Genomic DNA, 12,320 nt, shown 5'->3' with positions numbered 1-12,320 from the left:
TTATTACTGGTAAGGAGCGACGTAGATTTTTTTGTACTCAGAAGCCAGTGACTTAGCCTCTGCTATCTCTGAATCCTGTAATTTCATTAACAGCCGGCTTTCGATAGATGCTGCGGTGCCATTCCCGAGTGCTGCTGAGTTGTGCATCCACGCATAAGCGATGATATCCGATGTGTGGCTGGTATCTTGACCATAGCCGTTTGAATAAAGCGTGCCTAAATAGAACATTGCTTCAGTGTGGCCCTGCTTTGCGGCTATACGATACCAACGCTCAGCTTCTACGAAGTTTTGGTCTACACCTGTACCAAAATTGTAACAACGTCCTAAATTATGCTGAGCCGAAACTAAGCTCTGATCAGCTGCCTTTTGATAGAGCTCAAAAGCTTTTGCATAATTGCGCTCTGTGCCGTAACCAAACTCATACATTTGGGCCGCACGGTTTTGAGCTTGGGCGTCACCGGCTTCCACTTTGGGTAGCAGTGTGTCCAGCTCAATTTTGTATTCTTGGTTCTTAAGGTTACGCAGGCTATTTACACTGGCAATATGGCCTTGGCGAGCGCCTCGATCATAGAGTGACTTAGCTTTTTCAATATCTTTTTCGACACCCCAACCGTTTTCATAGAGCTGGCCCATTAAGTTGGTGGCATCTAAATTGCCATCTTTGGTTAGCTCTTTCAGGTCTTTCAAAGCGGTATCGTAGTCCTGCTTTTGGATTGCACTTTGTACAGCGCTGATGCTCGCGGCCATAACATTAAACGATTGCAGTCCAAAGAGAAGGCCTGCAGCGGCCAGTAATGTTTTCTTGCTCATCTTTGATCGTGCCCCAACGGGTTTATGGGATGAATAGTGATGCCATTATACAGGTGCGCTATCAGTATATGAAATCACTAAACGGGCGCATATTTGTTATAAGGATGCTTTATTAGTTGAATCTAATGTTTTGGCATTCTACTTCATGTGACATCGCACTGCAGCATGAAAGCGTCAGAAACTTGATATCGGTTAAGTGTTAGCACAATTTTTTTAACTAATCGGCTCTTTTGGGGCTTAATAGCTCAATTAAATAGCCGTCCGGGTCTTTAACGAATGCCAGAATGGTGCCGCTAGTGCTGTTTTTCATAGGACCCGCTGGGCGAACAACGTCCCCACCTTTTTGCTGAATATGCTCGCAAGCCTTGTAGATGTCATCTACTTCAATCGCAATATGCCCATAGGCAGTGCCTAAATCATATTGATTAGTATCCCAGTTATGGGTTAATTCCAGGGCAGTATGCTCTGATTCATCACCATATCCTAGAAACGCCAGCGTAAAGCGACCCTCCGGATAGTCCCGCTTACGCAACAACGTCATGCCTAAAACATCAGTATAGAAAGCAAGTGATTGATCCAAGTTGGTTACACGGAGCATGGTATGTAGCAAGCGCATTGATAGGTACCTACGTCATTTATATTGAAACTTGGTCTAGCTAAGGTTGCTGAAAGTTCAAGAGAATGCTTTATTATATCCCATGCACGGTATTTGTCTGTGCCGTATATGAAAGGATAAGCCTATGTTTCAAGATATGACGAAAAAAATGAGTGAGTCCATGGAGCCTTTTAAAGATTTGGTAAATATTCAGACGCGAATGTTGGAGGAGCTGACTCGCCAGCAGATGGAATGTACTAAATCATGTATTGAGGCAACGATCCAGCAGACCAAAGAGTTGCAGAAATGCCAAACACCGAATGACCTGCTGACTCTGCAACAAGCTTATGCAAAAGAGTTGGAGGAGACTCTTAAAGCAGCGAGTAATGAAAACTTGAAAGCATTGCATGACGCGCGGGATGAGATCGAAAAAATAACGAAAGGCGCATTTGATGCTTTCGCATCGAAGTAATAAGCGATAAGGACATAAAGAGCAGCTGAGTGCTGCTTTTTTTGTACCTGTTTTCCTAGTAGTTGGCCCTCTATAATGGTGTCAGATTTTTAGGGAGATGCTATGAAGCGAGTAGGCATTATTTTTGGTTCTACAACAGGTAATACGGCAAAGGTCGCTTCGATGATCGCGGAGCGCTTGGGCTCTCAGGCAATTGTTCACGATATTATCGATAAAGAGCTCGATGGTTTAGATGACTATGACATCTGCCTATTTGGTATTCCAACATGGGATTTTGGGGAACTTCAAGAAGATTGGGCAGACATATGGGACAGCGTCAAAGTGTTAGCGTTGCCCGGCAAGCCTTGTGCACTCTTTGGGTTGGGTGATCAGATTGGTTATGGCGAATGGTTTTTGGATGCAATGGGCTTATTGCATGCCGAGCTGAGCAGAGCTGGTGCCGATCTTGCCGGTTATTGGCCAATTGATGGGTATGACTTTGAGGCGTCCAAAGCGCTGACGCAAGATGGTAGCCATTTTGTCGGTTTGGCCTTAGATGAAGATAGTCAGTCTTCAGAAACTGAGGCCCGAATAGATCAGTGGCTGGATCAGCTGAAAAGAGACTTTGAGATGTCATAAACCAATGTTAGCATGTATTAGTATTACCTAATGTTTAGTAATGGTTCAAAGGATGACTGAAATGAAAAAACGTGTCGTATTGAGTGTAGCTGCTGCACTTCTCATGGGAAGTACTATCGTAGGTGCAGCTGATGCAGAAGAGTCTATTGAATATCGTCAAAATGTTTTCAGTGTCATGAAATGGCACTTTGGCCCCATGGGAGGCATGGTTAAAGGGAAAATCGACTTTGATGCTGAAGATTTTTCGCGCCGCGCTGCCTTAATTGCCGCTTTAGCTAAAATGCCTAAAGAGGGTTTTGCTGAAGGTACGGACATGGGTGAAACCCGCGCCAAGTCAGAAATCTGGGAAAACAAAGAAAAATTTGATGGTGGTATGGACGCGATGGTCGAGAAGGCTGATGCGTTGGCAGAAGTTGCTAAGTCGGGCGACTTAGATCAGATCAAACCCGCATTTGGCGCATTGGCTAAAACCTGCAAAGGGTGCCACGATAACTTCCGCGAAGAGAGCAAGTAATCATTATTTTTAGTGAAAAAAGCGGGGTAAAAGCCCCGCTTTTTTATGTCATATTAACTAAACCGTAAATTGATGCACCCACTAACCCGGCTGTTAACAGCATTTTATACCAGCTAAACTTCAGTCCAGCCGAAGGAGTTAGAGCTACATTTTTCTTCCCAGTGATCATGCTTTTTACTAGATCCTCTCCTTTAACAAAACGGTGATATAACACTGCAGCAATATGAAGACCGGCGCACAGTAATAAGAGATTGAAGTTGATTTCGTGTATTTCGGTGAGCAGGTAAGCGGTTGATTCATCTACTAAAGAAAAAAGGGGGCCTTCAGTGATGATGTCATCGGTTGCGAATAAACCCGTTGCTGCTTGGATGAACACAAGTGACATGAGTACAATCGCCATCCAGCCGCCCAAAGGATTGTGACTTAGATAGTGGGGCGACTCTCCTTTAAGAAAGTCTTTCGCATAGTTAAATGTTTTACCGGGGCTCTTTATAAAGTAGCTAAAACGAGCATAGGTGCTACCATAGATTCCCCATAGCAATCGATAGAGTATCAAGCCTAGCATTGTGTAACCAACGTACATATGCCATGTCATGATATTGCCGCCTTCTTCTCCTGAATACCAAAGAAAGCCGATCCCTGCGACCAAGGACCAGTGAAATATGCGCACGGAAATATCCCACACGGTCACAGCCTGTAGAGCTGAATTTGTTGGCTTATCAGACATGATTAAACTCCATTCATCCATAAGTGTGTCAAAATGCTAAGCGCATATCCCAGAGCGATAGCCCAGCTCCATTTGAGATGACTTAAGAAAGTGTAAGTTCCTTGCGCTTGCCCCATGAGAGCAATACCCGCAGCAGAGCCTATCGATAACAATGACCCACCGACACCGGTTGTTAATGTTACCAATAGCCACTCATTTGTGTTCATAGGCGGGTTCATCGTTAATACCGCAAACATCACAGGAATGTTATCGATAATGGCCGAGAGCGCACCGATAAATGTGTTTGCCCAGACAGTGCCTAACGTGCCATATAGCGTATCCGAGAGCATAGTTAAGTAGCCCAATGTAGATAAACCACCTACACATAACACAACACCGTAAAAGAACATCAAGGTGTCCCATGAGGCTCGTTCAACGACATTAAAAATATCAAAACGGCGCACGATATCGGTGTGATCCCCCCTGACTTCTCGCATATCCTGTAAATTATCTTTGTGATGGTGGTGAATATGTCCTTTGTCTATAACCCCTTGCTCATATCGGCAGAGATAGAAACCATATAACTTTAAAATGCCAAGCCCGGTCATCATGCCCAATACCGGTGGGAGGTGAAGTGTGCTGTGAACAATCACTGAAATTGCAATCGTGATAATGAACATCAGAATTATAACGACACCACCCCGCTTGAGAGATTTTTGATGCTCCTTGTGGTACGCAGGTGGGCCTTTTTCAATCACGTAAGACATTAACAGTGCTGGTACTAGCCAATTCACGAGTGCTGGGACGAAAAGGCGGAAAAATTCCTCAAATTGCACCACGCCTTTTTGCCATACCATCAGCGTTGTAATATCTCCAAAAGGGCTAAAGGCCCCGCCAGCATTGGCGGCTACAACGATATTGATACAACCTACCGTAATGAACTTTAGGTAATTATTACCAACAGCAATGACAACGGCACCCATTAAGAGTGCTGTGGACAGGTTGTCGGCGATAGGCGAGAGAATGAAAGCGAGTGCCCCTGTAATCCAGTAAATCTGCAGAATAGAGAAGGATTTACGAACCAGCCAACTACGCAGAGCTGCAAAGACGTTCCGCTCTTCCATCATATTGATAAAGGTCATTGCCGCTAGCAGGAACAAAAATAGCTCGGCGTACTCGAGAATGTTGTGTCTTACCGCAACACCTGCTGTTTCGGTATCCCCATGCATCGCATAGCCTATACCAACTAGCAGCCAAATAAGTCCTGCGGCCACAATAATAGGTTTTGACTTGCGTAAGTGAGTGAATTCCTCTGTTAAAACAAAAAGATAGCCGATGAAGAATACGAGTAGAGATAGATAGCCAAAAACAGTACGGGTTAAATTGATCCCTTCTTGTGGCTGGTTTCCGGTAAAAGCCCAAGCAGGTGTATAAGTGATGAGCGCAATAGCAATCACAATAAAGGATAGAAGAAGCACGGACACGGAGGTGAAGTGGCGAGTAAGTTTTTTCATAAGGTTATTCTGATATATCTCATCGCTGCTGTCGATATTGTGCAGTGCAATATCGAACATTTAAACAGTTTAATGTTTCAGTGATTTAAAGCCTTGCCCGGATCGGTTAAAATATGTCCCCTTTTGAATTTGTGAGTGTTGAGCATAAACGATGGAAGTCAATCCTATCATCAATGATCTTAAAGATATTGGTCAGCGAACCGAGGCTCTTTACGGATATTTGGATTATCCCGGTAAAAAAGAGCGCCTCGAAGAGGTTGAAAGAGAGCTGGAAGATCCTGCCGTATGGAATGATCCAGAGTACGCTCAAAAGCTAGGTAAAGAACGCTCAACACTTGAAGCGGTAGTTAAAACGTTAGAGACCTTAAAGCAAGGCTCAGCAGATACCCGTGAACTCTTGGATATGGCCGTCGAAGAAGACGACGAGGATACCGTTGCGGAAGTGGTCAGCGAAGTAGAAGGGCTGATGGCGCAATTAACGCAATTGGAATTCCGTCGAATGTTTTCAGGCGAAGCGGATGAAAACAATGCTTTCCTAGACATTCAATCAGGCTCTGGTGGTACTGAGGCTCAGGATTGGGCCAATATGGTTTTGCGCATGTTCCTGCGCTGGGGCGAAGACAAAGGCTTTAAGACAGAACTGATCGAAGTTTCTGATGGGGAAGTGGCCGGTATTAAATCGGCTACGATTCGCTTTGAGGGGGAGTATGCATTTGGCTGGTTGCGTACCGAAACTGGGGTTCACCGCTTAGTACGAAAATCACCGTTTGATTCTGGTGGTCGTCGCCACACCTCCTTTTGTTCCGTGTTTGTATCACCAGAAATTGATGACAACGTAGAGATAGAGATTAACCCTGCTGACCTGCGAGTAGACGTGTATCGCGCATCAGGAGCTGGTGGACAGCACGTTAACCGAACCGAATCGGCCGTGCGTATCACCCATGCACCCTCTGGTATCGTCGTACAGAGTCAGAGCCAGCGCTCTCAGCATCAGAACAAAGATACCTGTATGAAGCAGCTGCGCGCTAAGCTCTATGAAATGGAGATGCTCAAACGTAGTGCCGCGGCCCAAGAGCTTGAAGACTCCAAAGCGGACATCGGCTGGGGAAGCCAGATTCGCTCGTACGTACTGGATGATCAGCGGATTAAAGACTTACGTACGGGTGTGCAGACCTCCAACTGCGATAAAGTACTAGATGGCGATTTGGATATGTTTATCGAAGCGAGCCTTAAAGCAGGCCTGTAAATCCGTATCTTTCTAAGAACTCATGATTTAACCATTAAAGGTTTAAAAGAAAATGTCTGATAACACTCAGCAGCAAGATGAAAACCGCTTGATTGCGGATCGCCGTGAAAAGCTTTCCGCTTTGCGTGAAGCGGGCAATGCCTTCCCTAACCAATTTCGCCGTGATGCGTATGCACAAGATCTGCAACAGCAATATGGTGATAAATCGAAGGAAGAGCTGGCTGAGGCGGAGATTAAGGTCAGCATTGCAGGTCGCGTCATGTTAAACCGAGGTGCTTTCGGGGTGCTTCAGGATATGAGTGGTCGTATCCAGTTTTATGTTAACAAAGAAGCAAGGGCGTTTGCTAAAAGCCTCGATCTAGGCGATATCATTGGTGTTACCGGTGTATTACATAAATCCGGTAAAGGCGACCTGTATGTCGACTTGGGTGAGTACCAGTTACTGACTAAAAACTTGCGCCCTTTACCCGAAAAGCATAAGGGCTTGCAGGATACAGAAACTCGCTACCGCCAGCGTTATGTTGATCTGATCACCAATGAGCAATCGCGTAAAGTATTTGAAGCGCGTTCAAAAATTGTCTCTGGGATTCGTAACTATTTAACCGAGCGACGCTTCCTTGAGGTTGAGACACCGATGCTTCAAGTGATACCAGGCGGAGCAAGCGCGCGACCCTTTATCACCCATCACAATGCACTAGACCGTGATATGTATCTACGTATTGCACCTGAGTTGTATTTGAAGCGTTTGGTTGTGGGAGGCTTTGAGCGTGTCTTTGAGATTAATCGTAACTTCCGTAACGAAGGTTTATCTACTCGTCACAACCCAGAATTCACCATGATTGAATTCTATCAGGCTTATGCTGATTACCGAGATCTGATGGACTTGACGGAAGATATGCTGCGCACGGTGGCGCAGGAAGTCATGGGCACCACGACCATAGTGAATACTGTTCGCAATGAAGAGGGTGAGATCCTTGAAACGTTTGAGTATGACTTATCGAAGCCTTTTCTGAGAATCAGTGTGTTTGATTCTATTCTCCAGTATAACCCAGATATCACCGCTGAAGCGTTAGCGGATGACCATGCTGCCCGTCAAATTGCTGAGCGTATGGATATTGACGTTAAAGATAGCTGGGGGCTCGGAAAAGTTCAGATCGAAATCTTCGAGAAAACAGTTGAGCACCGCTTAAGTCAACCGACGTTTATCACTGAGTATCCAGCAGAAGTTTCACCGCTAGCGCGTCGTAATGACGACAACCCCTTTGTGACCGATCGTTTTGAGTTCTTTGTGGCTGGCCGTGAACTGGCAAATGGTTTCTCGGAGTTAAATGACTCAGAAGATCAAGCTGAACGTTTCCAGCAGCAAGTTGCTGAGAAAGACGCCGGTGATGATGAGGCTATGCACTATGATGCGGATTATATTAATGCATTAGAATATGGCTTGCCGCCTACTGCCGGTGAGGGTATTGGTATTGACCGTCTGGTGATGTTATTTACCGACTCGCCTTCTATTCGTGATGTGATTCTGTTCCCCGCAATGCGACCGCGCGCTTAAGATAGCTGTCGATTGCTACAGAAAAGGCTGCGTTTGCAGCCTTTTTTACTTTGGTTGTGCTGTTCGGTCGCTAGCGTGTGCTCTTATGTGAAGTATGTTCTTCGGGCTTATCATCAATGTCTGATGACAACTCATCATCTATTTGATCAGCGTCATGAAGGATATCTACGATATCTGATGCAACTTCCGGAACCGCTTCGATAACGGCAGCTGCAATATCCATTGCTTGATCAGGTTGGTGTTCAGCAAAGTGGCTGACCAGTTCAGCGGCGGATTCTTGCATAGCCTCCCTATCGGCAGGGCGCATGGTTTCTTCGGACGCATTATCAAATGCTGGCTGTGGCAAATGTTTAGCGAGTTCAGCAACGATATCGGCAAGTTTTTCGGGATGGGATTCTGCTAGCCATGTGACAAGTTCACTGGCTTGCTCGGGGGCGCTGCTGGTGAGTGCTTCTGCAATCTCTAGGCTCAGATCGGGCGCTATCTTAGTGATAGAGCGGTAAAGACGGGAAATATCTACATCCTCAACCTGAGCCAGCGCAGCACATAACTCAGCGGCTTTCTCCGGTGAGCTAGAGGCGAGTTCTTTTACCATATTGACGGCAGCAGCAGGGCTACTCTCAGCAATCGTGACGGCAACTTGTGCTTCTAAGCTTAGATGCTCATCTGGGTCGTCCTCATAGATACGTGGGTCTAATTCAAAGTGGGCAGTAACAACAGAGGGCTGCTGCATAACAAAGCTTTCTTGTTCTTCGACAGGTAGTGCAGGGCGAGATTTCATTCTGTAGATCACGAAGACAAGGAGCAGAACTTCCGCGATTGCCAGAAAGCTAAATAGCGCATCATTGCCTAGATGTTTCATAGCGATTGAAGAACTCAAAGGTCCTATGATGCTACCGAGTGCGTAAATGCTAAGTAGGCCACCCATAGCGGCTGCCATTTCAGATTTTTGTACCTTATCGAAAGTCTCTGAGATACTCATTGGGTAAAGGCAAGAGAAAATACCGGTAGCAATACCGGTTGTGACCATCATCAAATAAAACCAGTTGTTGTGGGCACCAAAAGGGACGGCTAAGGTAGCAATGATGTTGCAAATCAGTAAGCCAAAAAGCACGCTCCGTCGATCAAAGCGATCGGAAAGCATACCAACAGGAAACTGCAAAAGAAAAGCACCCAATACTGCTGATGCCATGTAGAGGGATAATTTAAATCCTTCAATGCCGTAGTGGCCTGCAAAGACAGGTAACATATTGAGCATAGCGCCATAGAGCAGGCCTCCGAAGAAGCAGCTAACTACGCCAAGTGGAGAGGCAATCAGTAGTCGAGCGAATGACATCCCTTTTGTATCGTGCACGACGGGCCCTGCGCGTTTACTCATGATCAGGGGCATCAGCGCAAAACACAGCAAAATACCTGCGATAATAAAGAGATCTTGGCTAGATGGCGGGGCGAGGTTGAGTAAGAACTGACCTATAAACAAAGCGCCCATGACGACCACTTGGCTGGTGGCGAGGATGCGGCCACGTGTGTTGTCGCTGGCGGCATCGCTTAGCCAGCCATCAATCACGGCGAATGCACAAGCGATACAGAACCCCATAAGCATTCGCATTGCTCCCCATACCCACTCATTCATGGTTAAACTGCAAGCCAAAATGGCAATGGCGCTTAGGGCTGCGCTTGCGGAAAAAATGCGAATGTGACCTACACGAACAATCAATTTGCGGCTGTAAAGGCCACCGAGTAGCATCCCGACTGCATACATGGATAGAATCAAACCAATCAGGTCGGTACTCATCCCTTCTAGGCCCATGCGAACCGGTAGTAAAATACCGATCAGACCAAAACCTGCCATTAGAACAAAGCAGCTGATAAATAAGGCAATTAAGGGTAAAAGGGTGATGATCAAAATCTAATTTCCAAGTTGGATGAATCAATGCGCCACACTAAGATGCCCATCAATAGAAGTCAAATAATGTAGACCTTTGTCTAGGTTATTTGTGTCTTTCATACAGCGCCAGTCTATTATGTTAACCTCCCTTTTTTGAGGATGATGCAGCGATTATGTTAAGCGAAATTTTATGCAGGCAACGATCCTTTCCGGCAAAGCGTTGGGTCAGTATCGGTCTGCGTTGTTTTCACTTGGTGGGGATATGCGGTTTGGCTGGCGGGTACTTATTTGGTTTACCGGAGTCAAAGTGGTTTATCTATCTGCTCATTACACTAGGCAGTGGTTTTTTAATGATACTGAAAGAGGTTTATACTGATGGTATCTGGTTGCTTCAGTTACGTGGGCAGGCGATTTTCTTCAAGCTTTTGTTATTAGGTATCGGCGTTGTCTTTTTGCCGGAGCCTGATATACGCATTTTTTTGGTGGTCGTGTTTATTTCCGGCGTTGTTGCTCATGCACCTGGCAAGCTGCGCTATTATTCTATTTGGCACGGGCAAGTGCTAACCCGTGAGATGCTAACTAACCCTGAATCCGAAGTGAAAGACTGTGGAGAATCATAACGCATGAGTGCTCTAGCGCATGCGCCTACTTGGGCGCCTTATCTATCAGCTGAATTTGATGCACCTTATATGCAAGCGTTGAAGTCCTTTTTAAGACAAGAGAAGGATCAGCATAAAATTATCTATCCCCACTCAGATCATTGGTTTCATGCACTGGAGGTGACCCCTTTAGATCAGGTTAAAGTCGTTATTATTGGTCAGGATCCTTATCATCAGCCAGGGCAGGCACATGGCTTGTGCTTTTCTGTTAAGCCCGGAGTTAAAACGCCTCCGTCTTTGGTTAATATTTATAAAGAGTTAGAAACCGATTTAGGGATACCACGAGCCAATCATGGCTACCTGGAAAACTGGGCACAGCAAGGTGTTCTTTTATTGAACGCTGTATTAACCGTACAAGACTCTAATGCGGCTTCTCATCAAGGCAAAGGGTGGGAGCAATTTACAGATAAAGTGATCGAAGTGGTCAATCAAGAGTGTGAGCATGTGGTCTTTTTGCTGTGGGGAAGTTATGCACAAAAGAAAGGCGCGGTAATCGATCAGAGCCGTCACTTTGTCTTGAAGGCCCCGCATCCTTCCCCGTTAGCGGCTCACCGTGGTTTTTTTGGTTGCAAGCATTTCAGTCAAGCGAATGCTTATCTACAAAAGAAGGGCAGAGAGGCTATCAATTGGTCCTTACCTGATTTGAAGTAGATAAGAGACAGATGAAAGGGCGATAAGTTACCCCTTCATCTATCTAGGTTGAGCGCTACCGCTTTGCTTCAAATAACTCAGGGTCAAGTACGTAAGGAAGCGGCTGCATCTCCAGAGTAGGCCCTTGAGGGGTATTAAGGTGAATGGTGTGTTCATCCGCCTGCGCTTTGTTAATGACAGCCAATAATGTGATCTGTTGCTCGCCGCTCGGGGCAGCTAACAATACTGTACCTACATTCTCTTTTTCCGAGCTATGCAGGTTGCTGCCTACCTCGGGAGTGGTGTCCGTTGCTACCTTGGCAAGATACATGGGTTTTGTAAGTTTACCGCGATGTTGCAGTCGCGTGACTATTTCCTGTCCCGTGTAACAGCCTTTATTAAAGCTGACGCCTTTCAGTGCCTGAAGGTTGGTCATTTGTGGAATAAACGCTTCTTGAGTAGCTAAGCGTAGATCCGGTATGCCGGCTTGGATTTCACTAAGTAGCCAGTCTTGTGTTGTGCCAAAAGGGGCTAGCTCATGGAGCTGTTTAAGTATGGCTTCAGTCTGATCGGCTGGCAGCCAAACCTCATAGCGCTCCCCTGGGACTTTAACGACTCGAATCTGACCTGCCGAAACGACTTTGTCTGTCTCAGTGGGCACTAAATCACAAATTTTTTCGACTAAGGAGGCTGCACCGGGGCCAATCAAGCCTAAGCCGAGAATGTTATTGCTTTCATCAAGTGCTTCAGCTTTGGAAAAGACAATATATTTCCTGAGGTTCTTTAAAGCGGCTTCTGCCGATTCATGGTGTAGTCGTAACCAAAAACCACCCTCTACGCTAATAGCGCGATACAGAGCGATCATGCTACCTTTTATATTACAATGTGCACCCAAGCGGCTACCTAGCTGAACTGTTTCCGCCATGTTGCAGGTCAGCTGTCCTTGTAAGAACTTTTCTGCATCAGGCCCTATAACTGAGATGACGCGCTGTTGTACCAAAGGGACAATGCGTGTTTGACTCTCCGCTGCAGAGGTGTGCGTAATAGCATTGGATTCAGGATCAAATGTAAAACCAAAGGTTTCAGACAATGTGTTCCATGCGCTCATGGTAT

At 45.9% G+C, this 12,320-nt stretch carries 13 protein-coding genes; 7 read left to right on the top strand and 6 right to left on the bottom strand.

All coding sequences use genetic code 11. The features are described from left to right. Positions 1 to 3: 3 nt before the first annotated feature. Together F0U83_RS13765 and gloA are read right to left on the bottom strand one after the other, a co-directional pair. Positions 4 to 810, bottom strand: coding sequence for a tetratricopeptide repeat protein (locus tag F0U83_RS13765; RefSeq protein WP_138987816.1), 807 nt, complete (start codon positions 808 to 810; stop codon positions 4 to 6). Between the two features lie 217 nt (positions 811 to 1,027). Next, positions 1,028 to 1,426, bottom strand: coding sequence for a lactoylglutathione lyase (gene gloA, locus F0U83_RS13760; protein WP_138987815.1), 399 nt, complete (start codon positions 1,424 to 1,426; stop codon positions 1,028 to 1,030). 124 nt (positions 1,427 to 1,550) lie between these two features. On the opposite strand from gloA, the gene F0U83_RS13755 reads away from it, so the two are divergent. The 3 genes from F0U83_RS13755 (at position 1,551) to F0U83_RS13745 (ending at position 3,009) form a co-directional block, all read left to right on the top strand. Further along, positions 1,551 to 1,877 (top strand): phasin family protein, encoded by a 327-nt coding sequence (locus tag F0U83_RS13755; RefSeq protein WP_138987814.1) that lies wholly within the window; start codon positions 1,551 to 1,553, stop codon positions 1,875 to 1,877. Between the two features lie 102 nt (positions 1,878 to 1,979). Beyond that, entirely contained in the window at positions 1,980 to 2,495 is a 516-nt protein-coding gene (locus F0U83_RS13750) for a flavodoxin (protein WP_138987813.1), read from the top strand. A 61-nt stretch (positions 2,496 to 2,556) separates the two neighbouring features. After that, positions 2,557 to 3,009 carry a c-type cytochrome gene (locus F0U83_RS13745; protein ID WP_170221826.1) on the top strand — a complete coding sequence of 151 codons (453 nt, stop codon included), beginning with the start codon at positions 2,557 to 2,559 and terminating at the stop codon, positions 3,007 to 3,009. 43 nt (positions 3,010 to 3,052) lie between these two features. Here F0U83_RS13745 and F0U83_RS13740 read toward each other — a convergent pair whose 3' ends face one another. Further along, complete coding sequence (locus tag F0U83_RS13740; RefSeq protein ID WP_170221825.1) at positions 3,053 to 3,736, bottom strand: cytochrome b/b6 domain-containing protein; 684 nt, start codon at positions 3,734 to 3,736, stop codon at positions 3,053 to 3,055. A gap of 2 nt (positions 3,737 to 3,738) precedes the next feature. Continuing rightward, positions 3,739 to 5,229, bottom strand: coding sequence for a sodium:proton antiporter NhaD (nhaD, locus tag F0U83_RS13735; RefSeq protein ID WP_138987810.1), 1,491 nt, complete (start codon positions 5,227 to 5,229; stop codon positions 3,739 to 3,741). A gap of 151 nt (positions 5,230 to 5,380) precedes the next feature. Between nhaD and prfB the strand changes: the two genes are divergently transcribed. Continuing rightward, complete coding sequence (gene prfB, locus F0U83_RS13730; protein WP_138987809.1) at positions 5,381 to 6,475, top strand: peptide chain release factor 2; 1,095 nt, start codon at positions 5,381 to 5,383, stop codon at positions 6,473 to 6,475. 52 nt (positions 6,476 to 6,527) lie between these two features. Then, positions 6,528 to 8,030, top strand: coding sequence for a lysine--tRNA ligase (gene lysS / locus F0U83_RS13725; RefSeq protein WP_138987808.1), 1,503 nt, complete (start codon positions 6,528 to 6,530; stop codon positions 8,028 to 8,030). A gap of 70 nt (positions 8,031 to 8,100) precedes the next feature. Here the strand turns inward: lysS and F0U83_RS13720 are convergent, their stop codons facing one another. After that, positions 8,101 to 9,936 carry an MFS transporter gene (locus F0U83_RS13720; protein ID WP_138987807.1) on the bottom strand — a complete coding sequence of 612 codons (1,836 nt, stop codon included), beginning with the start codon at positions 9,934 to 9,936 and terminating at the stop codon, positions 8,101 to 8,103. Between the two features lie 155 nt (positions 9,937 to 10,091). Between F0U83_RS13720 and F0U83_RS13715 the strand changes: the two genes are divergently transcribed. Both F0U83_RS13715 and ung read left to right on the top strand, forming a co-directional pair. After that, the gene (locus F0U83_RS13715) at positions 10,092 to 10,538 is read left to right on the top strand and encodes a hypothetical protein (protein WP_138987806.1); all 447 of its coding nucleotides are present in this window, start codon (positions 10,092 to 10,094) and stop codon (positions 10,536 to 10,538) included. 3 nt (positions 10,539 to 10,541) lie between these two features. After that, entirely contained in the window at positions 10,542 to 11,228 is a 687-nt protein-coding gene (gene ung, locus F0U83_RS13710; RefSeq protein WP_138987805.1) for a uracil-DNA glycosylase, read from the top strand. 55 nt (positions 11,229 to 11,283) lie between these two features. On the opposite strand, the gene ygfZ is transcribed toward ung, so the two are convergent. Then, complete coding sequence (gene ygfZ, locus F0U83_RS13705; RefSeq protein WP_138987804.1) at positions 11,284 to 12,315, bottom strand: CAF17-like 4Fe-4S cluster assembly/insertion protein YgfZ; 1,032 nt, start codon at positions 12,313 to 12,315, stop codon at positions 11,284 to 11,286. Positions 12,316 to 12,320: the final 5 nt, after the last annotated feature.

The sequence above is a fragment of the Neptunomonas concharum genome, assembly GCF_008630635.1.
Lineage (GTDB): Bacteria > Pseudomonadota > Gammaproteobacteria > Pseudomonadales > Balneatricaceae > Neptunomonas > Neptunomonas concharum.
Note: the sequence above shows the minus strand (reverse complement) of the source record. Positions and strands in the feature narration are given on the sequence as shown.

What these genes read in the sequence shown, in the direction of transcription:
- lysS (WP_138987808.1), top strand. Translation starts at nt 6,528, where the DNA reads ATGTCTGATAACACTCAGCAGCAAGATGAAAACCGCTTGATTGCGGAT.
- nhaD (WP_138987810.1), bottom strand. Translation starts at nt 5,229, where the DNA reads ATGAAAAAACTTACTCGCCACTTCACCTCCGTGTCCGTGCTTCTTCTA.
- F0U83_RS13765 (WP_138987816.1), bottom strand. Translation starts at nt 810, where the DNA reads ATGAGCAAGAAAACATTACTGGCCGCTGCAGGCCTTCTCTTTGGACTG.
- F0U83_RS13740 (WP_170221825.1), bottom strand. Translation starts at nt 3,736, where the DNA reads ATGTCTGATAAGCCAACAAATTCAGCTCTACAGGCTGTGACCGTGTGG.
- F0U83_RS13715 (WP_138987806.1), top strand. Translation starts at nt 10,092, where the DNA reads ATGTTAAGCGAAATTTTATGCAGGCAACGATCCTTTCCGGCAAAGCGT.
- prfB (WP_138987809.1), top strand. Translation starts at nt 5,381, where the DNA reads ATGGAAGTCAATCCTATCATCAATGATCTTAAAGATATTGGTCAGCGA.
- F0U83_RS13755 (WP_138987814.1), top strand. Translation starts at nt 1,551, where the DNA reads ATGTTTCAAGATATGACGAAAAAAATGAGTGAGTCCATGGAGCCTTTT.
- gloA (WP_138987815.1), bottom strand. Translation starts at nt 1,426, where the DNA reads ATGCGCTTGCTACATACCATGCTCCGTGTAACCAACTTGGATCAATCA.
- ung (WP_138987805.1), top strand. Translation starts at nt 10,542, where the DNA reads ATGAGTGCTCTAGCGCATGCGCCTACTTGGGCGCCTTATCTATCAGCT.
- F0U83_RS13745 (WP_170221826.1), top strand. Translation starts at nt 2,557, where the DNA reads ATGAAAAAACGTGTCGTATTGAGTGTAGCTGCTGCACTTCTCATGGGA.
- ygfZ (WP_138987804.1), bottom strand. Translation starts at nt 12,315, where the DNA reads ATGAGCGCATGGAACACATTGTCTGAAACCTTTGGTTTTACATTTGAT.
- F0U83_RS13750 (WP_138987813.1), top strand. Translation starts at nt 1,980, where the DNA reads ATGAAGCGAGTAGGCATTATTTTTGGTTCTACAACAGGTAATACGGCA.